Origin of the sequence: Vibrio syngnathi (assembly GCF_002119525.1) — a bacterium.
In the GTDB taxonomy this organism is placed as follows: Bacteria; Pseudomonadota; Gammaproteobacteria; order Enterobacterales; family Vibrionaceae; genus Vibrio; species Vibrio syngnathi.
Window position 1 is genome coordinate 2,501,785 of the sequence record NZ_CP017916.1, and the last position, 21,250, is coordinate 2,523,034.

The 21,250-nt window shown below is 43.5% G+C and carries 20 protein-coding genes; 7 read left to right on the plus strand and 13 right to left on the minus strand.

The genetic code is table 11. The features are described from left to right. Nucleotides 1-121: 121 nt before the first annotated feature. Complete coding sequence (gene xni, locus K08M4_RS11425) at nucleotides 122-895, plus strand: flap endonuclease Xni (RefSeq protein ID WP_086049939.1); 774 nt, start codon at nucleotides 122-124, stop codon at nucleotides 893-895. Between the two features lie 176 nt (nucleotides 896-1,071). Here the strand turns inward: xni and K08M4_RS11430 are convergent, their stop codons facing one another. From K08M4_RS11430 to K08M4_RS11440, 3 genes are all read right to left on the minus strand, one after another. Further along, nucleotides 1,072-2,436 (minus strand): sodium-dependent transporter, encoded by a 1,365-nt coding sequence (locus tag K08M4_RS11430; protein ID WP_086049940.1) that lies wholly within the window; start codon nucleotides 2,434-2,436, stop codon nucleotides 1,072-1,074. Nucleotides 2,437-2,725: 289 nt separating this feature from the next. Beyond that, nucleotides 2,726-3,520 carry a YggN family protein gene (locus K08M4_RS11435; RefSeq protein WP_086050432.1) on the minus strand — a complete coding sequence of 265 codons (795 nt, stop codon included), beginning with the start codon at nucleotides 3,518-3,520 and terminating at the stop codon, nucleotides 2,726-2,728. 106 nt (nucleotides 3,521-3,626) lie between these two features. Continuing rightward, complete coding sequence (locus tag K08M4_RS11440) at nucleotides 3,627-4,100, minus strand: GreA/GreB family elongation factor (RefSeq protein WP_086049941.1); 474 nt, start codon at nucleotides 4,098-4,100, stop codon at nucleotides 3,627-3,629. A gap of 145 nt (nucleotides 4,101-4,245) precedes the next feature. Here K08M4_RS11440 and K08M4_RS11445 point away from each other — a divergent pair, with 145 nt between their 5' ends. Next, nucleotides 4,246-6,180 (plus strand): RecQ family ATP-dependent DNA helicase, encoded by a 1,935-nt coding sequence (locus tag K08M4_RS11445; protein WP_086049942.1) that lies wholly within the window; start codon nucleotides 4,246-4,248, stop codon nucleotides 6,178-6,180. Between the two features lie 109 nt (nucleotides 6,181-6,289). On the opposite strand, the gene dinB is transcribed toward K08M4_RS11445, so the two are convergent. Next, nucleotides 6,290-7,366 (minus strand): DNA polymerase IV, encoded by a 1,077-nt coding sequence (gene dinB, locus K08M4_RS11450; protein WP_086049943.1) that lies wholly within the window; start codon nucleotides 7,364-7,366, stop codon nucleotides 6,290-6,292. Between the two features lie 163 nt (nucleotides 7,367-7,529). Here dinB and K08M4_RS11455 point away from each other — a divergent pair, with 163 nt between their 5' ends. Beyond that, nucleotides 7,530-8,768, plus strand: a complete 1,239-nt coding sequence (locus K08M4_RS11455) for a response regulator (RefSeq protein ID WP_086049944.1) — start codon at nucleotides 7,530-7,532, stop codon at nucleotides 8,766-8,768. Between the two features lie 133 nt (nucleotides 8,769-8,901). Here the strand turns inward: K08M4_RS11455 and nqrM are convergent, their stop codons facing one another. From nqrM to bolA, 9 genes are all read right to left on the minus strand, one after another. Continuing rightward, nucleotides 8,902-9,156 (minus strand): (Na+)-NQR maturation NqrM, encoded by a 255-nt coding sequence (gene nqrM / locus K08M4_RS11460; protein WP_009848378.1) that lies wholly within the window; start codon nucleotides 9,154-9,156, stop codon nucleotides 8,902-8,904. Between the two features lie 16 nt (nucleotides 9,157-9,172). Next, nucleotides 9,173-10,177, minus strand: coding sequence for an FAD:protein FMN transferase (locus K08M4_RS11465; protein WP_086049945.1), 1,005 nt, complete (start codon nucleotides 10,175-10,177; stop codon nucleotides 9,173-9,175). 174 nt (nucleotides 10,178-10,351) lie between these two features. After that, complete coding sequence (gene nqrF, locus K08M4_RS11470; protein ID WP_010439056.1) at nucleotides 10,352-11,578, minus strand: NADH:ubiquinone reductase (Na(+)-transporting) subunit F; 1,227 nt, start codon at nucleotides 11,576-11,578, stop codon at nucleotides 10,352-10,354. Between the two features lie 29 nt (nucleotides 11,579-11,607). Further along, a complete protein-coding gene (gene nqrE, locus K08M4_RS11475; protein WP_004735211.1) occupies nucleotides 11,608-12,204 on the minus strand; it encodes an NADH:ubiquinone reductase (Na(+)-transporting) subunit E in 597 nt (198 codons plus the stop codon). A gap of 7 nt (nucleotides 12,205-12,211) precedes the next feature. After that, nucleotides 12,212-12,844 carry an NADH:ubiquinone reductase (Na(+)-transporting) subunit D gene (locus K08M4_RS11480; protein ID WP_004735210.1) on the minus strand — a complete coding sequence of 211 codons (633 nt, stop codon included), beginning with the start codon at nucleotides 12,842-12,844 and terminating at the stop codon, nucleotides 12,212-12,214. Next, nucleotides 12,844-13,611 (minus strand): Na(+)-translocating NADH-quinone reductase subunit C, encoded by a 768-nt coding sequence (locus tag K08M4_RS11485; RefSeq protein ID WP_004735209.1) that lies wholly within the window; start codon nucleotides 13,609-13,611, stop codon nucleotides 12,844-12,846. The genes K08M4_RS11480 and K08M4_RS11485 overlap by 1 nt, the downstream gene beginning before the upstream one ends. Next, nucleotides 13,601-14,845: an NADH:ubiquinone reductase (Na(+)-transporting) subunit B gene (locus K08M4_RS11490; RefSeq protein WP_004735208.1), complete on the minus strand. Its 1,245-nt coding sequence runs from the start codon at nucleotides 14,843-14,845 to the stop codon at nucleotides 13,601-13,603. Before K08M4_RS11490 ends, K08M4_RS11485 begins: the two co-directional genes overlap by 11 nt. A 4-nt stretch (nucleotides 14,846-14,849) precedes the next feature. Continuing rightward, nucleotides 14,850-16,190, minus strand: coding sequence for a Na(+)-translocating NADH-quinone reductase subunit A (locus K08M4_RS11495; RefSeq protein ID WP_086049946.1), 1,341 nt, complete (start codon nucleotides 16,188-16,190; stop codon nucleotides 14,850-14,852). Nucleotides 16,191-16,709: 519 nt separating this feature from the next. After that, the gene (gene bolA / locus K08M4_RS11500; RefSeq protein WP_009848370.1) at nucleotides 16,710-17,018 is read right to left on the minus strand and encodes a transcriptional regulator BolA; all 309 of its coding nucleotides are present in this window, start codon (nucleotides 17,016-17,018) and stop codon (nucleotides 16,710-16,712) included. A 174-nt stretch (nucleotides 17,019-17,192) separates the two neighbouring features. On the opposite strand from bolA, the gene K08M4_RS11505 reads away from it, so the two are divergent. The 4 genes from K08M4_RS11505 (at nucleotide 17,193) to K08M4_RS11520 (ending at nucleotide 20,938) form a co-directional block, all read left to right on the plus strand. Beyond that, a complete protein-coding gene (locus K08M4_RS11505; RefSeq protein ID WP_086049947.1) occupies nucleotides 17,193-18,344 on the plus strand; it encodes a methyltransferase in 1,152 nt (383 codons plus the stop codon). A gap of 66 nt (nucleotides 18,345-18,410) precedes the next feature. After that, nucleotides 18,411-18,980: a YajG family lipoprotein gene (locus tag K08M4_RS11510; protein ID WP_086049948.1), complete on the plus strand. Its 570-nt coding sequence runs from the start codon at nucleotides 18,411-18,413 to the stop codon at nucleotides 18,978-18,980. Then, nucleotides 18,980-19,528: a peptidylprolyl isomerase gene (locus tag K08M4_RS11515; RefSeq protein ID WP_086049949.1), complete on the plus strand. Its 549-nt coding sequence runs from the start codon at nucleotides 18,980-18,982 to the stop codon at nucleotides 19,526-19,528. Before K08M4_RS11510 ends, K08M4_RS11515 begins: the two co-directional genes overlap by 1 nt. 51 nt (nucleotides 19,529-19,579) lie before the next feature. Further along, complete coding sequence (locus K08M4_RS11520; RefSeq protein ID WP_086049950.1) at nucleotides 19,580-20,938, plus strand: AmpG family muropeptide MFS transporter; 1,359 nt, start codon at nucleotides 19,580-19,582, stop codon at nucleotides 20,936-20,938. Nucleotides 20,939-21,250 lie beyond the last annotated feature (312 nt).

Sequence of the window (21,250 nt, forward strand, 5' to 3'; positions counted from 1 at the left end):
GTGATAAGCGTAAAGCTAAACAAGTCATGACGTTTACGTCACCAACGTTTCAACTCACCAAGTGATACGTTACTATAAGGGGCTAGCAGCCCCTTTTTTATTGCCTATTTAGTGGAAACTTATGTCTATCCATCTTGTTATTATCGATGCCTTGAACCTCATCCGACGCGTGCACTCCGTTCAGCCGGATCCAACCGATATTGCAAGAACCATTACCACAACGGCTCGCACACTTAACCGCATCTTAAACGAATCCAAACCCACTCATATCATCGCGGTATTTGATCATCATTTACAAGATCGAGGCTGGCGCGCGGAAGTTCTTCCTGCCTATAAGCAGAACCGAAAACCTATGCCTGAGCCACTCATGAAAGGGCTTGATGCTATCCAACAGGCTTGGTGGGAACTAGGGATTGATTCACTGCTCTCTGATGGCGATGAAGCGGATGATCTGGTCGCAACACTCGCTAAAAAAGTAGCTGACCATGGTGAAACAGTGACTATCATTTCTACAGATAAAGGCTACTGCCAACTGTTGTCACCAACGCTACAAATCCGTGATTATTTCCAGCACCGTTGGTTAGATAAACCCTTTATCGAAGCAGAGTTCGGCGTAAAACCTGAACAGCTAGCGGATTACTGGGGATTAACAGGCGTCAGCTCTAGCCAAGTCCCCGGAATTCCTGGTGTCGGGCCAAAAGCAGCCAAAGAGATATTAACGACCTACCCGGATATCGAAACTGCATATCAAGCAGAAGACCTACCGAAAAAATACCGTAAGAAGTTTGATGAACACATTGAATCGGCACGTGTCTGTAAGCTCGTTTCTGCACTCAAAACCGACATTGATCTTGGATTTAATCTGCAAGATATCCGCTATGAAGCCACTTCTTAAGCGAGATTGGATTGATCTTAATCGAGCAGAATTTATCTAGAGTAAGAAACTGAAGAGCTCAATTGTTCATAAGTAAAACGTAAAAAAAACCACTCATTGAGAGTGGTCTTGAACTGAAATCTAATGTTCTAAACGCTAATTATTCTAAACGCTAAATGATCTAGACGCTAATTGATCTAGTATCCAAATGAAGCCCAGATAACCGTTGCAACTAGGATTGGGCACACGAACTTCACATACATTGGCCAAACCTTACCAAACCAACCAAGTTGAAAATCAGGACAACCTTGTTCAAGCTCTCTAATTTTTGAAGCTCGGCTCCATACCCAACCACCAAACACACAGAACATCAGTGCAGCGACGGGTTGAAGGTACTGAGTTGCTATCATCGCAACCATGCCAAACATAGCGGCAAAGTTGTAAACAATCACCACACTGAACAACGCGATAACACCACCAATCACCCAACTTGTTGGCGTTCGTCTGGTCTTGAAACGCTCACTAACAAGAGCGACAGGGGCTTCCAACATTGAAATCGACGAAGTAAGTGCAGCAATAGTTAGCAATAAGAAGAACACAATTGCGAAAATCTGACCAAGCATACCTAAGCTATCAAACATCAACGGCAGAACCGTAAATACAAGAGTGTCAGAGCTCAATAGTGAGCCATCTTCTGCGTAGATTTGAACGCCTTTTTGCATCGCAACAAACATGGCAGGCATCACGACTAAACCCGCAATAAAAGCAACCGCGGTATCAACTAAGGTAACGTTCATTGCCATTTTTGGCAGGTTCTCTTTCTTACTTAAGTAAGAGCCATAAACCAACATCGAGCAACCACCAATGGTGAGCGAGAAGAAGCCTTGCCCCATAGCTGCCAAAATCAGTTTTCTATCCCACACTTTCTCAAAGTCTGGAACTAGGTAGTGCTTTAGGCCTTCCATCGCGCCAGATTGCGTCATGATGTAAACAAACAATAAGCCAAATAACACAAATAGCGCAGGCATCAAACGGGTCGACCATTTCTCGATCCCCTGCTTAACACCGCCCTGAACAATCAAGATAGTCAGCACATAAAATGCGACGGTACCAAAAACATTGCGCTCAACACTGAAGCCTTTAAACCAATCAGCAGCAGCCTCTAGACCAATCAGGTCAGTGACAGCACCAATGAGAAAGCAGATCAACCAACCACCGACAATGCTATAAAACGCTAGCACTGCACTTGGAACGCTCAACCCAATCCAACCGACAAATTCACCGACTTTCTTGCCTAGCGGGTTTGTAGTCAAAGAACGCATGCTATCGACAGGGTTTGCTTGGCCATGTCGACCAATAGCCATCTCAACCACCAGCATTGGGAAAGCGACTACGAAGATCATAATCAAATAGACTAAGAGAAAAGCACCACCGCCATTACTGGCAACTTGGGTTGGGAAGCCCCAAATATTACCCAAGCCAACCGCAGCACCCGCCGCTGCTAAAATAAAACCCAAACGAGAGCTAAAGTGCTCTCTTGAAGAGGAAGATTGTTGATCCATATCGCCCGCACAAAAATCAGTGAACTAGTTGAGAAGTACAGTAATAAAAAGCAATGATAGGTACAACTAATAAATAAGCAATTCTCTAATTTTTACAACAAATACGCTATTTATAACCATTAAATTAACAAATCATTGGTCTTATCGTTTAATTATAAGCAGCAAAGCAAGATGTGGGACTAGAGAAGGCACTGAATTAAATTGAGATAAATACTCGTCGTATGGTTCAATTTATACAAACAAAAAGAGCACCAACTGGTGCTCTTGCTATTTAATAAGTCGATCCAGGTTAGATCGTGAAGACTTGATAGTCTTTTAGATTCGGAATGATTTCATGCAGCTGTTGCTCTTGTTCTGCCATCTCATCAAGAGAATCACAGAACTCATTCGCTTCCTCTTGTACTTGTTGAGAGTGTTCTTTCATGCGCTCTTCAACTTTAAGCTTTAATGCAGCCATGCTGTCAGCCAATTCGGTAAGGTTTAAACCACCATCTTGTTTCATTTTTTCTGACATCGCGTTAAAAGCGCTAGAGATAAATTCTTGGTTAAAGATCTCTTTAGCCTTTTCGAAATCTTCAGACCAGCCATTCGCCATCGAATCAAAACTGTCTGCAGGCAGCACTAATTCACCATCTTTGTAGTAACGACCTTCTAGTTCAGCAAAGTAGGTTTTCATTGACTCTTTTACATTATCAAATGATTCTGGTGAATCTAGGCTAGCGGCAATGTCATCAATAACGTCATTCGCTAACGCTAAGCCATCGTTAGCCATTTGTTTCGCTCGTGGTAAGTACTCACTCATGTTTTCGCGGTATTTCTCTATCGCCGCTTGTTGGTCAGCATCAAGCTCAACCTTCTCACCATGGATATATAAGTCGTTATTACCATCAAAAACGGCAGTATCACCATTCACTTGATGGATTTCGACTTTCTGGTCATCGATTCGTAATTCATTCTTCAAATCAACTCGACACTGAGCCGCAGACGCTGGCAGACTAATAATGGCGACAGCCGCTGTTAACGATGCGATTAATACACTATTTTTCGTAAACACACTGTTTTTCATAAATACAGCGTGTTTCATAAATACATTGTTCTTCATAACATCCTCTCATTAATCTGACCAATTACTATACCTTGAGTTTATGCATCTTTGTAAGAGAAACGTTTTATATATATCCGTTACTCAGTTAGTCGACAGACATGACTTCATAGCAGAACTGTTTATCTGCGACCTTAAACTCAATCTCATCGCCAACTTCTTTCCCCATTAAAGCCATACCAAAAGGGGCATTTGCTGTCACGATAGCAACTTCATTGTTATTCCACGTGACCGACAGTCCCCCGACTCTCGGCCCCATAAAGAAGTGTTTATATTGATCATGCTCGTCAATGACCACAACATAGCTGCTCACCGTAATCTTCTCACTATCACGCAGCACTAAGTTACGATAACACTGAATGTCATCTTCACACTCTTGCACTCTCACGGCTTGTCCATGTGCTAGATACGAGGCTTCTAGCGCCAATGTATCGTACTTATGCTCAGGTACTGTCTCTTCATCGGTCGCAGCATCAATAGCGCGTTGAGTAGCAGATTGTGCGATACGTAATCGGGATTCGAGTTGCTCTATGATTATTTGGCGAAGCTCAGACTTATTCATACTATTGGGGTGCTTTTCTATAGGAGCTACAGAATAGAATTAGGTACAATCAGGTGCAAGACATTTGATTCATCAAGCGACGCTATCATGAATAGGCGCCCGCTTTAGCATCAATACGACACTTAATAACTCAGGTAGAACATAAATGATTGAGCAGAAGCTAAAACAAGTATTCGGATTCGACTCACTGCGTCATGGACAAAAGCAAGTCATTGATAATGTTCTATCTGGTCATTCGACTGCCGCCATATTCCCAACAGGCTCAGGCAAGTCGCTTTGCTATCAATTGCCAGCATTAGAGTTGCCGCACTTAACCTTGGTGATATCACCATTGTTAGCCTTAATGAAAGACCAACTCAACTTCTTACACAGTAAGGGAATAAGCGCGGCTGCAATCGAATCAAGCCAAGACAGACAAACCACACAACAGGTGATGCAGTCGGTACGTAACGGCGATACTAAAATCCTAATGATCTCAGTTGAACGCTTGAAGAACGAACGCTTTCGCCAGTTTATATCTCAAGTGCCGATCTCGTTACTGGTAGTCGATGAAGCGCACTGTATTTCAGAATGGGGACACAACTTCAGACCAGATTACCTGAAGCTTCCCCAGTACCAAAAACAGCTCAATATTCCTCAGGTACTGCTACTGACAGCAACCGCGACCACATCAGTTATCCAAGATATGAAGTCGAAGTTTGCTATCGATGAGGAACGTGTGGTGGTTACGGGCTTCTATCGTCAAAATCTCGACCTGTCGATTCAACCTTGCGAACAAACTAGCAAGCTAGAAACCTTGTGCAATGTCGTTAACCAAGCGTCTCTCGCTCCAACTATTGTTTATGTCACCCTTCAACAAACAGCAGAGATGGTGGCTCAGCAACTTCGTAACGCTGGCGTTAATGCCGTGGCTTACCATGCTGGTCTTAAGCCTGAAAATAGAGATGCTATTCAACATCAATTCATGAACGATGACGTGAGCTGCATCGTGGCAACCATTGCTTTTGGTATGGGTGTCGACAAGTCCAACATTCGCCGAGTGATTCACTTCGACTTACCGAAATCAATCGAAAACTACTCGCAAGAGATAGGCAGAGCAGGACGAGATGGGCAACCTTCTGAGTGTATATTACTTGCTAACAAGTACGGCCTAAGCACACTAGAGAACTTCGTCTTTGGCGACACGCCAGACAACATATCAATTCAAACTGTCTTAAAAGAAATATACGAGAACCAAAACATTGCTGCGTCTGGCGCAAACCAATGGGAAATCATGCTCAACCAACTATCGCGTGAGTCCAACATTCGTCAGTTACCACTAAAAACGCTACTGGTATATCTCGAAATTGAAGGCGTGATTGAGCCTAAATACAGCTACTTTGCTGACTACAAATTTAAGTTCATTCGCCCGAAACAACAGATCACCGAACAGTTCCAAGGCGAACGTCGTCATTTTGTAGAAGCGATTTTCCAATGCTCTCCTCAAGCAAGAGTCTGGTGCCAAGTCGACTTCGATGCGCTGTGGACACACTTCCAGACTGATCGTCAGCGTGTTATTGCGGCAATCGATTATTTCAATGAACAAGGTTGGATTGAGTTGGAAAGTAAGCAGATCACAGATGTGTATGCGATCCACAACACCTCTGAAGAGATGATGCAGTTATCGGAACGTCTAACTGAATTGTTTAAGGCAAAAGAGAACAGTGAGATAAATCGCCTTAATCAAATGCTGAGCTTCTTTGAGGCAGACACTTGCCTAAGCTCACGCCTAGCGAGTTACTTTGCCGATGATAAGGCACCAACAAACTGTGGTCATTGCTCTGTATGCCGTGGTGAAGTGGCAATATTACCAACCGTCGATGTTGAACCCGTTGACGACGAGACCGTAATGACATGGATTCATGAATTTGTATCTAAGAGTCAACAATTGATCACCGATGAAGCCATTACGCGTTTTCTATGCGGAATCGCCACCCCGCTTTCAACCAAGCTTAAAGCCAGCAAAATGGTTGGGTACGGAAAGCTAGAGCAACAACCATTCAGTGATACCTTAGCGCGAGTTAAACAACTCCCTAGGTAGGGCATCTCATGTATTGATATAGAAGCTGACTAGGCTGTGGAGTCTAGTCGGTATTCAAACTCTAGCACTTCCAGCAACACCTCTAAACCTAAACTCTCAGCGCCTTTCCCTAAAAGAAACTCAACTGACGCATTTGGTCTTTGGGTTGTAGCATGACGCTTAAACCAAGCAGGCGTATCTCTCGCCCTTGCTGCCTTTTGAGTATTTCGCTTAACAGCTCTTTGAAGTGTTCGCGATCTAAAGAGGCGTGTATGTGCTCAATAGTGGTTTGCTGGAAATCGGCAAACTTGAGCTTAATGCCCTGCTTGATGATCGCTTTACTTGGGCTAGCTTTCTCTAGACGTGTTTCAAGCTCAGGAAAAAGCTTGTCTTCTATTACCTGCCAACACTCTGCGTAAGTAGAAATATTCTGAGTAAAAGTTCGCTCCACGCCTACCGATTTTCGTTCACGCTCAATAATAACTTCTCGGTCATCAATACCATGGCTGCGCTTCCAGAGTGATGCGCCTTGACGGCCAAACCTGAGCAATAGATCTCGATAGTCAGATTCCTTAATGTCCTTACAAGTAAAGAAGCCAGCTTGATGGAGCTTTTCAATACTGACCTTACCGACACCGGGAATCTTTTCAAGTGGCAATTCATCTATCACTGATTGTACGTCTTGTGGAGGTATTACAAATTGACCATTGGGCTTATTCAGATCCGAGGCCACTTTCGCCAAGAACTTTATCGGGGCGATACCAGCAGAAGCCGTTAAGTTAAGTTCATTCCAAATATCGCGACGAATTGATTCGGCAATCAGTGTTGCCGAGCCACGACACAGCGTCGAATCCGTAACATCAAGAAAAGCTTCATCTAAAGAAAGAGGTTCAATGATGGATGTATATCGAGAAAAAATTTCGCGGATCTTTTTCGATATCTCGACGTAAACCGACATTCTCCCAGGAACAACCAACAGATTGGGACAAAGCTGCAGCGCCTTTCCCGTTGGCATTGCAGAGCGAATACCAAACTTGCGAGCTTCGTAATTACAAGTACTCAAAACCCCACGCTGCTTTTCATGCCCCCCTACTGCGAGTGGTCGATTTCGGTAGGCAGGGTTATCTCTCATTTCCACAGCAGCGTAAAAACAGTCCATATCAACATGGATTATTTTTCTTGCTTTCTCTTCACCTGCACTACACATCTAGGAATAATTCAACCTCGCAACTGTATCTATAAACAGTATAATCAATTATTCTCAGATTTAAAATGATCTGGAGCCCAGCTAAATAGCTTTAACTTCATTAGCCACTTACTATTCTGATAGTATTGTAAGAGAGTATTTAACCTGTAAGTAGGGATAACTTTTGAGTGATAAAATACTAGTAGTCGAAGATAGTCGAGCATTCAGAAACTACCTGTACCAGCAATTGACAAACGATGGCTATGAGGTTGCACTGGCTGAATCAGTGGCTGAAGCTAAAGCTATCTTAGAGCAAGAGACGGATTTCTTGTGTGCGGTGCTCGATTACTGCTTACCCGATGGCCAAGATGGCGAGATCATTGATTTGGTACTCGACTATCAGCAAAAAATCATAGTCCTAACCGGCATGTTCAACAACACACTTCGAGAACAAGTACTCGCGAAAGGTGTAATTGATTACATCCTTAAAGACAGCATGTCGTCAGTCAGTTACTTACTTCCTCTGGTTAATCGAATCTCGAATAACCGATACCATAAAGCCTTAGTTGTTGATGATTCTGCTGTAGTTCGTCGATATGTAGTGCAACTTCTTGAGCACCAATACATTCAAACGATTCAAGCGGAGGATGGAGAGCAAGCACTAGATCTTCTCCAAAACGACCCCGACATCACTTTCGTCGTTACCGACCATGACATGCCAAACAAAGATGGCATTTCAATGACCCGTGATATCCGAGTGCACCACGATCGCAATCAACTCGCTATTCTAGGACTATCTGGCAGTGACGACAGAACCATGACGGCTCGTTTCCTTAAAGCTGGCGCCAACGACTTCCTTTATAAGCCATTTAACCAAGAAGAGTTCTTCTGTCGTATTCATCAACTACTCGATATGAAAGAAGCCACCAATGAGCTGTTTCGTCATGCCAATGAGGATGCTCTGACCGGGCTTTGGAACCGCCGCTACCTATTCAATCAAACATGTAAAGGCTGCGAACATCGTAGTATCGCCATGATGGATATCGACTTCTTTAAAAAAGTGAACGATACCTACGGTCATGATGGTGGTGATGCGGTACTCATTGAAGTCGGAAAGATCATCAAAAATCATTTTAAAGATGATATAGCCGTTCGTTTCGGCGGTGAAGAGTTCTGCATTCAATCATGCAGACCATTTGAAGAATTTGTCGACACGTTAGAATCGATGAGAGTTGCGATACAGAACCAAGAGGTTATCCATGACTCGCAACGGATTAAAGTCAGCATGAGTATCGGAGCAACCGACTTAGTTGGCAGTTTAGATGAGCAAATAAAAGCCGCAGATGAACTGCTTTATACTGCAAAAGAACAAGGTAGGAACCAACTGATCTTTGCACGCAACAACATGCAAATCGACCAGTAGAAATTCGTTTTTTTCCCATTTTTAATACCAAGATAAACGGCGAAACCTTAAAACTAAAAAAGCTCAAGACGATAATCTTGAGCTTCTTATTTTAAGGGCATAGATAACTCTATTCCTCTATGACTGTCACCAATTAAGCGATACGGTCTTTACTCCAAGCCGCTTCTTTTTGTTGACGCTCAGCCAGTTTCTCTTCACGGTATGCTTCACGTGCTTCACGCTTCTTACGCGCGTCACAAGGTTCAGGGCAGTTACATACTTTATCAATACCAACAGCACCTAAGCCACCACAGCTACCTTTCACAACTTTCTTTTGGATAATATAGCCAATTGACATCGCTGCGATTACTGCAAGAAAAACACCAAATGTAATCAGAAATGTATTCATAATTATCTCGCTTACCTTATTTACCTAAGTATGGCTTAAATGCTTCAGAAGCAACTTCTTTAAAGCCATCTGCTGTTTTTACCACCATGAACACAGGGATGTTATGTTGGTTTGCGACTTCCAGTCCTTTTTCTTCACCTAAGACCATAAGGCCAGTAGATAAACCGTCTGCAGTCATTGAAGACGGATTTAAAACGGTTACAGAAACCACTTTATGATGAAGCGGCTTGCCTGTTTCTGGGTTGATGATGTGTGAGTAACGAACACCATCTCGCTCAAAATAGTTGCGGTAGTCACCAGACGTTGCGATCGCCATATCACCAGGCTCGATGATCTCTTGAATGTTGCGTTCGTCAACGCTTGGCTTCTCGATCGCGATACGCCAACCCACACTTTCACGGTTTAAGCCTTTCAAGCGGATTTCACCGCCCACTTCAACCATGTAGTTGTGGATACCAATTGAATCTAGGTAATCAGCAACCACATCCACACCCCAACCTTTTGCGATAGTCGAAAGGTCAACATACAAGTTAGGCAGATCCTTAGTCAGTTTGTTGCCTTCAATGCTTAGGTGATGAATACCTACCTTAGCTTTGCGAGCCGCAAGCTCTTCGTCCGATGGAACCACTTCAGGACGCGCTTCTGGGCCAAAACCCCACAAGTTCACTAATGGACCAACCGTCACATCCAATGCACCTTCAGTAAGACCGTTCAAACGAATCGCTTCTTTCACAACGATAGCGGTTTGTTCAGATACTTCGAATGCATCCGCACCTTTGTGTTGGTTGAAACGGCTCAGCTCTGAGTCTTCACGGTAGGTCGACATTTGATCATTCACTTCTTCAAGTAGACGATCGATCTCGGTATGAACTTCTTTAGACTCAGGAAATTCATCGCCATTGATATACTTAATGTTATAACTGGTCCCCATTGTCGGGCCACTTAAATGTACTTGCTCTCTTGCCTGCTCACAGCCCGCAAGAAAAATCAAAGAAGTTAATGCAACAAGCCAAATTCTCACTTGCTTACTCCTGTCTAATGTTGAGGATTTATATAAGGAAAAATAAGAGTGAAAAATAGGTATTTTAAATGCCTTACTCTTTCTTATATAAGCCAGTTTGTTGTCACGAGTAGTCTTAGAAAAACAAATGGCTGACTCGTAAGAGTCAGCCATAATATCAATCACTTAAATGGATTAACCACCGAAGTCATCTAGTAGAATGTTTTCATCTTCTACACCAAGATCTTTCAGCATGCCGATAACAGCAGCGTTCATCATTGGTGGACCACACATGTAGTACTCACAGTCTTCAGGAGCTTCGTGATCCTTCAGGTAGTTTTCGTACAATACGTTGTGGATGAAACCTGTGTAACCGTCCCAGTTGTCCTCTGGTTGAGGATCAGACAGTGCACAGTGCCACACGAAGTTCTCGTTTGCAGCCGCTAGGCCGTCGAAGTCTTCAATGTAGAACATCTCACGCTTAGAACGCGCACCGTACCAGTAAGACATCTTACGAGTAGAGTTAAGACGCTTAAGTTGGTCGAAGATATGTGAACGCATTGGCGCCATACCTGCACCACCACCGATGAATACCATTTCATTGTCTGTATCTTTAGCAAAGAACTCACCAAATGGACCAGAAATAGTACATTTGTCGCCTTCTTTAAGAGACCAGATGTATGAAGACATCACACCAGGAGCAACATCAGGGTTGTTTGGCGGCGGAGTTGCGATACGCACGTTAAGCTTGATGATGCCTTTCTCTTCTGGGTATGAAGCCATAGAGTAAGCACGGATCGAATGCTCTTTAACGATAGACTCGTAACGGAACAAGTTGAACTTATCCCAGTCACCACGGTATTCCTCAGGAATATCGTAATCTGCGTATTTCACGTGATGTGGTTCAGCTTCAATCTGAATGTAACCACCCGCGCGGAACGGAACCTCTTCACCTTCAGGGATAGCTAGAGCCAATTCTTTGATGAAAGTAGCTTCGTTGTTATTCGAGATAACAGTACATTCCCACTTTTTAACACCAAAGATATCTTCGTCTAGTTCAATCTCCATGTCAGTTTTCATAGCAACTTGACATGCAAGACGTTCGCCTTCGCGAGCTTCACCTTTTGTGATGTGATCAAGTTCAGTAGGTAAGATGTCGCCACCACCAGACTTAACTTTTACACGACACTGACCACAAGAGCCACCGCCACCACAAGCAGAAGATACGAAGATACCAGCGCCAGCTAGGGCACCAAGTAGCTTGCTACCAGGTTGAGTAACGATCGCCTTTTCAGGGTCGCCGTTTACTGAAATAGTGATGTCACCTGATGGTACTAACTTAGACTTAGCGAAAAGAATCACTAGAACTAGAGCCAATACAATAATGGTAAACATCGCTACGCCAAGAATAATGCTTTGCATTTGTTATTCCTTATTACTGGGTGCTTACCCTACAGTTGAACACCAGAGAAAGACATAAAGCCTAACGCCATCAAACCAACAGTAATGAACGTGATACCAAGGCCACGTAGACCTGGAGGTACGTCAGAGTACTTCATCTTCTCACGGATACCCGCAAGAGCAACGATAGCTAACATCCAACCCACACCAGAACCGAAGCCGTAAACAACAGACTCAGCAAAGTTGTAGTCACGAGTTACCATGAAAGATACACCACCAAAGATTGCACAGTTAACTGTGATCAATGGAAGGAAGATACCTAGTGCGTTGTACAAAGGTGGGAAGAAACGGTCTAGAACCATCTCTAGGATTTGTACAAGTGCAGCGATAACACCGATGAATGCGATGAAGTTAAGGAAACTTAAATCGACACCGGCAACAAGTGCATTTTCTTTTAGGATGTGTGTGTAAACAAGGTTGTTTACAGGAACAGCGATTGTAAGTACTACAACTACCGCAACACCAAGACCAAAAGAAGTTTTAACTTTCTTAGAAACCGCTAGGAATGTACACATACCTAGGAAGAAAGAAAGCGCCATGTTTTCGATGAAAATCGATTTAACTAGCAGACTAATATAATGTTCCATGACTACCTTACCCCTTCGCTTCTACTTGTTCTGGTTTGAACACACGAATTGCCCAAATCAAGAAACCAATTAGGAAGAATGCAGAAGGTGCTAGAAGCATCAAGCCGTTTGGCTGATACCAACCACCGTTGCTCACTAGAGGTAGTACTTCCATACCAAATAGTTTGCCAGAGCCTAGAAGCTCACGGAAGAAACCAACAGTGATAAGAACGAAACCGTAACCAAGACCGTTACCAAGACCATCGATGAAAGATGGGATTGGCGCAGACTTCATTGCGAATGCTTCAGCACGACCCATTACAATACAGTTAGTAATGATTAGGCCAACGAATACAGATAGCTGCTTAGAGATATCGTATAAGTATGCTTTAAGCACTTGGTCTACCACGATTACTAATGATGCGATAATTGCCATCTGAACGATGATACGCACACTGTTAGGAATGTGGTTACGGATCAAAGAAACGAAGAAGTTAGACAGAGCAGTAACGAACATTACCGCGATAGTCATAACAAATGCAGTTTCTAGCTTAGTGGTTACCGCAAGAGCAGAACACACACCAAGAACCTGTAGCGCGATTGGGTTGTTATCCAACACAGGCGCTAAGATGCTCTTTTTAATTTCTTTTGCACTAGACATTAGTTCAGACCTCCGTCACGAACTTTTGCTAGGAACGGACCAAAGCCCATATCACCTAACCAGAAGTCAAATGTATGTTGAACACCAACGCTGGTCAGTGTTGCACCAGAAAGGCCATCTACACCGTGCTCAGAACCTTGAGGAGCGCCACCTTTAACAACCTGAATAGCAGGTTTGTGGTTTTCGTCGAATAATTTCTTACCAACGAATTGAGCGCGCCAAGTTGGGTTCTCAACTTCACCACCAAGTCCAGGAGTTTCACCTTGCTCGTAGTAAGTGATACCAGAAACTGTGTTGCCATCAGTTTCTACCGCAACGAATGCGTACATCATTGACCATAGACCGTTACCGTGAACAGGGATGATAACTTTAGAAGTCTCAGCGCCATCTTTCACAAGGTATACCGTACCCGTGTTAGCACGACGAATGATCTTAGCGATGTCATCTTCAGCTGAAAGCTTAATTGACTGAGCTGGATCTTTTGCCGCTTTACGTTGGTCGTATGCAGCAGCGTCGCCGTCCACGAAATCGCCAGTAGCGAAATCAACTAGACGAGGTTCGATGTTCTCTGCGTACAATGCTGGGATATTACCCGCAAGTTCAATGCCTGCAACTTCAAGGATCTTAGTTTGCTGATCCAGAACTGCGTTAGCTTGTTGCTTAGGTTTAAGAACAACTGCAGCTGTTGAAACGATGATTGAGCACACTAGGCTCAATGCGATAACAACAAACAGCGTCTTTTTAATGCTATCGTTATTACTTGCCATAGCGCGCTAGTCTCCGCTTAATGTTCTTCTCGATTACAACGTGGTCAAACAGAGGAGCAAATAGGTTTGCGAATAGAATCGCAAGCATCATGCCTTCTGGGTATGCAGGGTTAACTACACGAATCATTACACACATTGCGCCGATTAGGATACCGTACCACCACTTACCTTTATTGGTAAATGAAGCTGATACTGGGTCAGTCGCCATGAAGAACATACCGAATGCGAAGCCACCTAGTACTAGGTGCCAATGCCAAGGCATGCTGAACATTGCATTAGTGTCAGAACCAATCACGTTAAATAGTGTTGATACCGCAACCATACCGATCATTACACCCGCAATGATGCGCCATGAAGCAATGCCCATGTAAACAATCATTGCTGCACCAATCATAAGTGCAAGCGTTGAAACTTCACCGATAGAACCTGGAATGTTACCAATGAATGCGTCCATCCAAGTGATTGCTTCACCCGATGTTACGTTCATTAGTGCACTACCGCCGCCTTGAGCCCATTGGCTAAGAGCAGTTGCACCAGAGAAGCCATCTGCAGCAGTCCAAACTACGTCACCTGAAATCTGTGCAGGGTATGCAAAGAATAGGAACGCACGGCCAGCAAGAGCAGGGTTCAAGAAGTTACGACCCGTACCACCAAAGATCTCTTTAGCTACAACAACACCGAAGGTAATACCTAGTGCTGCTTGCCATAGAGGAAGCGTTGGCGGAACGATAAGCGCAAATAAGATAGAAGTAACAAAGAAACCTTCGTTGACTTCATGCTTACGCACCATACAGAACAATACTTCCCAGAAACCACCAACGATAAATACCGTTGCGTAGATAGGTAAGAAGTAAGTCGCACCCAAGAGCATCTTACTGCCCCAACCTGCATCGGCCCCTAAGGAGGCTCCAAGCATTTCGGTTAGCCAGTAGTGCCAGTTACCATCAATGATAGAAACCAGTTCTGCACCTGAATACATGTGGTTTAGTGCTGCGATAGCTTGACCACCTGCGTTGTACATACCCCAGAACATTGCTGGGAATACCGCAAGCCAAACCATGATCATGATACGTTTTAAATCAACGCTATCACGGACATGCGAGCTTTTCTTTGTAACAGTACCTGGTGTGTAGAAAAGTGTTGCTGCTGCTTCGTAAAGCGCAAACCACGTTTCGTGTTTACCACCTGGTTCAAAATGATGCTCGATGTCTTCAATAAACTTTTTAAGGCCCATGAAATTACCCTTCCTTCACAATTGTATCTAGGCATTCACGAAGTAACTGACCGTACTCGTACTTACCAGGACATACAAAGGTACACAGTGCTAAATCTTCTTCATCTAGCTCTAGCGCACCAAGTGCTTGTGCACTATCAACGTCGCCAGCACATAGATCGCGAAGCAGCAAAGTAGGCTCCATATCTAATGGCATTACTTTCTCGTAGTTACCAATTGGAACCATAGAGCGATCACTACCGTTTGTTGTCGTTGTCATGTTGAACAACTGACCTTTAAACACGTGACCAAGGAATGAACGAGTAACAGAGAACTTGTTCTTACCAGGCATAGCCCAGCCGAATAGCTCTTTATCACGACCTTCACGAAGAACCGAAACTTGTTGATGGTAACGGCCAAGGTAAGCATGTGGACCTGAAGCGTGAACACCAGATAGCACTGAACCAGAGATCAGGCGAACTTCACCTGGCATCAACTCGCTGTCCGTCAACTCTTCAAGGCTAGCACCAATTTGAGTACGAACTAGACGAGGGTTGTTAACTACTGGACCAGCCAGAGAAACAACGCGCTCAGAGTAAATCTCACCAGTAAGGAAAAGCTTACCGAATGCGATCACGTCTTGGTAGTTAATGCTCCACGCTACGTTTTGTGCATTTACCGGGTATAGGTAATGCATATGCGTGCCTGCAAGACCTGCAGGGTGTGGGCCATCAAAAACATGTTCTTCAACGTTAGACTGAGCTGAACGAGGTAAGCTAGTACCTTTTTTACAAACGTACACTTTACCGTTAGTCAGAGTTGAAAGAAGATCTAAACCAGCAACGAAAGCATCAGACTGCTCGTTAATGATTAATTCTGGCTCAGCTGCTAACGGATTAGTATCCATAGCAGTAACGAAAATAGCCTGAGTTTCAGAATCAACTGCTGGAACCTTGCTGAACGGACGAGTTCGCAAAGCGGTCCATGCGCCAGACTCAACTAACTGAGTTTTAACCGTTTCACGGTCAAGACTTGCTAGTTGGTTAGCTTCATAGCTATTGAACGTGAGCTGCTCATTACCTGCTACTTCAATCACTACTGATTGAAGAACACGCTTAGCACCACGGTTCACTTCAATAACTTTACCGCTTGCTGGAGAAGTAAATACAACACCTGGGTTCTTTTTATCTGCAAAAAGAACTTGGCCTTTCTTCACTTCATCACCAACGCGAGCATGCATCGTAGGACGCATACCAACGTACTCTTCGCCAAGCAAGGCGACTTTAGTGATGGACTTACCATCATTAATCACCTGGGATGGAGTTCCTGCGATAGGAAGATCCAAACCCTTCTTTATTGTAATCATACGCACTTGCACTACTTTATCGGGAAAAAGATTCTTTTAATTGCGTAAATTCAGGACGTTTTAACATCGCCCTTAGACACGACATTACAGTGTCCGGTTTTGGTAAATTCGAGATACCAAAATCGCAACATTACGTTAATAAACTCATCACAAAGATTATGTGAGATTTATCAGGTGCCGTATTCTAGCATTTTTTGACAACTTGATGCCATGACCAATAACTTGAATACAGCCTTAATTTGGTGAGATTTGAAGCATATGGACTCTCAAATATGTATAAATTTGACGAGCCGCACAGATAAAATGGCTTTTGAATCGCGTTTTAAACAAGAGATTAATACTCTGTCACAAACTAATATTTTACGAGTTATGTTGAAACACTGTTAATAAAAACATTACTCATTGTGGGTATTTAAAGGCGCCTAATTTGACATCAATTTGAGTGATATAAACCCTAAAAACACATTAGCATGGCGATAAAAAAGGCGGCATCGCCACCTCTTCTATCAGTTCGTTTTATTACTTACCACCGCCCATACACATAGGGCTGTCTGGCACGTTATCGAGTTGCTTCATCCATTCATCTTTTGTATAAGTGTGAATAGATAGTGCGTGAATATTATTCGCTAGCTCTTCTGAAAGAGCTTTATTTACCGCACGATGACGACCAATAAGACGCAAACCTTCAAACGCATCGCTGACAACAATCACTTTAAAATGACTCTCAGAACCAGCCGGAACATTGTGCATATAGCTCTCATTGACCACGTTTAAATGACTTGGTGAAAACTCATTGTGCAATTTTGTTTCGATAACTTCTTGGATCATTATGATTCCTTAGTAACGTAATGGCATTATCTGTGGGGGAAGTATAAACCCTAACTGGTCGACTGTCTGAGTATTTCATAGCGAACGACTTAGGTTTGGTTGAGTTTTTTCTATCTTGTTCAGCCTGCATTTGAGACAATATCGTTGTTATTTCTTACATAAGTATCTCAAGCTATGAAAACCGAACTTACTCTTCTCGATAGAACTTTGACCTTACATCGTTTCCCCAACCGTTCAAATGAAACCCTTCAAGCTTGGGATGCGGGCGACGAATACATTATTAGTCACGTTGAAGAGATGAACCTTGAACCGGGCAAACACATCCTGATCATGAACGATAGCTTTGGTGCCTTGTCGGCATGGTTCTCGAAAGATCATGATGTCAGCATGATGAGCGACTCTTTTATCTCTCATCGCGGTGCGCTAAAAAACTTGCAGCGCAATCAAAGTAACCGTGTAAACTTCCTGAATACGATGGATGATATTCCACACGGTATCGATCTTGTGATCATGCAACTACCGAAAACAAACCGTCATCTAGTATGGCAATTGAGCCAACTACGCCAAGCGTTGCCAGAAGGCTGCCAAGTCATCGGTGTAAACAAAGTAAAAGATATCCACACATCTACACTTAATATTTTCGAAAAGTACCTAGGTGAAACCAAAACTTCTCTAGCGAAGAAGAAACATCGCTTGGTTTTCTCTTCACCAAATTGTCAGCCGATTCAAACGGTCGAACCTTTTGTTGAATGGGATGTAGACGGTGAAGATATTCGCCTGAAAAATTTACCGAACGTTTACTCAGGCGAGGCACTCGATCAAGGCGCTCGCTATATGCTAGAGCACATCCCTCAAGATCCTGAACTGCGTCATATTATCGACCTAGGTTGTGGCAACGGTGTATTGAGTGTAAAAGCTGGGCAATTAAACCCACAAGCACGTATCACCTGTGTTGATGAAAGCTTTATGGCAGTGGAATCAGCGCGCCAAAATATTAAGGATAACCTTGGCGAAGAAGGTAATTTCCAGTTCATCGCCAATAACTGTTTAGATGGTTTTAAGAAAAACAGCACTTACTTAGTTATGTGTAACCCTCCGTTCCACCAACAACAAGCGATTACAGATCACATTGCATGGCAAATGTTCTGTGATGCAAAGCATGTTCTTAGCAACGGAGGCAAATTAATTGTTATTGGTAACCGACACCTCGGATACGATGTCAAACTAGCAAGACTATTTGGTGAAGCAAACGTTGAAACGCTTGAACTAAACCAGAAATTTGAGATATTACAAGCAACAAGAGAACCTGCGAATTTTAATAAATAAGCAGAAACGACGTCACAAGAATTTAAGATACCGAGCTCCTGGTGTGAATTTAGAAAGGATAAAGGAATGAAAAAACTGATTTTGGCTGCTTCTATTTTGGCTTTGACAGCATGTTCAGCCCCTCAGAAAGAGCAGATCAACGTAATGCCAGAAGCTTCACTAAGCTCAAGCAACTTTGTACAAGGCAAAACATACACACTAACCAGTAAAGATGTTCGTGCCGCTCAATATGTTGCATTGGTTGATAGTGGCCGTTCAAACATTCAGCCAATTCACGCTAAGCAAAACATGCGTATTTCTCTAGAAAACGCTATTGCTCAACAATTGGAGTCTCAAGGTTTTCGTGCAAGCGTAAACAGTGAAAACTCAATTGTTTTAGAGATTCAAGAAGCGCTTGTTACCGTCAAGCACACCATCATGGAAAACCAAATGGATGGTAAAGTAACACTTGAAGTAACCGCTGAAACGCCTGAAGGCAAGCTAGTTAAGACATTCAATGGTACAGCAACTCGCACAGGTGCATTAAGTGCATCAAATGACGATATCGCAGTGGTACTAAACGATGTTATCGACTTAGTTCTTAAAGAGATTGCCAATGACCAAGAGCTGCAAACTTACATGAAGGAACGTTTCTAATGGGACGCATTCTATCTTCTATTGCATTGATGTTAGTGAGCGTGAGCGTTTGGGCTGGTCCTAAAGTGAATGTAGAAACAACATTAGGCGGCTTCACTATCGAGCTAAACCAAGAGCAAGCACCGGTTAGTGTTGATAACTTTCTGAAATATGTTGCTGACGGTAGCTACGAAGGCACTCAGTTTCACCGTGTGATCCCGGGCTTTATGGCTCAGGGTGGTGGCTTCGATCAAGACATGAAGCAATTAGTAACTTATGCGCCTATCAAAAATGAAGGCAGCAATGGCCTGAAGAATGATACTGCAACGATCGCAATGGCTCGCACCAATGCACCAGATTCTGCTACTCGCCAGTTCTTCATTAACTTTGCAGACAACGATTTCTTAAACGCGAAAGGCGGTAATCCAGGTTACGCTGTGTTTGGTAAAGTAACCGATGGTTTTGACGTTGTTCAGAAGATGGCAACAATTCCAACCAAGCGAATGGGCCGCATGTCAGACATTCCTGTCGACCCAATCGTCATCACTAAAGTGACCCTTCTTAAGTAATCCCATGTAACGCCCTTATTCTTAAGGGCGTTTTCTATACAAGGACGACCCATGTCATCAGGCACCCCCTCCCTTTCTTGGATGCAAACTTTCCGCAGCTACCTAGATAAACGTCTACTTTGGGTGTTTATGCTCGGTTGTTCGAGTGGCTTCCCATGGGTTCTGATTGGATCCAACATGTCTGGTTGGCTAAAAGATGCCGGTTTAACTCGTGCTGCGATCGGTTATTTCGGCAGTGTGTTTGCTGTCTATGCTATTAACTTTTTATGGGCACCGTTGGTAGACCGAGTCAAACTGCCAGTTTTACACGCGATATTAGGCCAACGACGCAGTTGGATATTCTTGTGCCAAAGCTTGGTATTGATCTGTACCCTGTTCATTGCTGGAGTAAACCCAGCCAATGACTTGATGTTCACCTCTATGCTTGCTCTCGGAATAGCTATCGCCTCAGCAACTCAAGATGTCGCAATAGATGCCTTCCGTATTGATTCATTTCCAAAATCGGAAGCATCAAAGTTGCCACAAGCATCCGCAATGGCCGTGATGGGATGGTGGACGGGCTATTCTCTTCCAGGTTATCTTGCTTTTATCAATGCTGACTCAATCGGTTGGAATGGTGTGTATTACGGTATGGCTGGTGTGGTTGTCGTGTTAATGCTGTTTACTCTTTTTGTCGGAGAACCCAATACACAACGTGAAGCATTACAAGAGCAAGCACAACAACGTCACAATAAAGTTGTGGGTTCAAAAGTCGTCGCGTGGTTCAGCGTTACAGTCCTAGAACCGTTCTACGATTTCTTCAAACGAAACGGGGTTCAAGTTGCCATCACCCTTCTACTGTTTGTGTTCCTATTTAAGATAGGTGAAGCCTTCTTAGGTAGAATGTCTATCACCTTCTATAAAGAGATAGGCTTTAGCAATGAACAGATTGGCCACTACTCTAAGTTAATCGGTTGGGGCGCGACGATATTCTTCACCTTGCTCGGCAGTATCTTCAATGTGAAATTCGGTATTGTACGCGGACTAATGATTGGTGGCATCGCAATGGCAGCCAGCAACCTAATGTTTGCGTGGATCGCTCAGGCAGGCCCTAGTGAAACTCTGTTCTTGGCAACTATCATTGTCGACAACTTCACAACCGCCTTTTCGACGGTAGCATTTGTCTCTTTCTTAACCTTACTGACTGGTCAAGCTTTCTCAGCGACGCAATATGCCTTATTAGCATCCTTAGGTAATTTCGGTAGAACAACACTGGCTTCATTCAGTGGCGAGTTCGTCGATTACCTAAATGATTGGTCAACCTTCTTTATACTGACGTCATTAATGGTGATTCCGAGTTTGATCATGCTTTATTCGCTACGCCACTTTTTCACTGATTTATTAGAAAAAGCCAAAAACAACCACGAATAAAAAGAAAGCAAAACAGAAGAGGGTAGCACTGAGCTACCCTCTTCTCTTTTCTATTACAGCCAAACTCGAACTTGTCGCCGTTCCTGTGGCTGGTCGTGTAACAACCAAAGCCCCAACAGAATTGCTGGAACCATCAGCATCACCGACAACCATCACTGTGTAATCTAAATCACCGCTTAAATTGAATTAGCTTAGCTAAATCACCCTCGTCACACAGAAGATAAGCTCAGAAGCTATCTTTAATCGTTGCCTCAAAATTAGTGCAATGAACTGTCTCAATATAATCAGTGATGAAAAAACAAACAGGTTTAA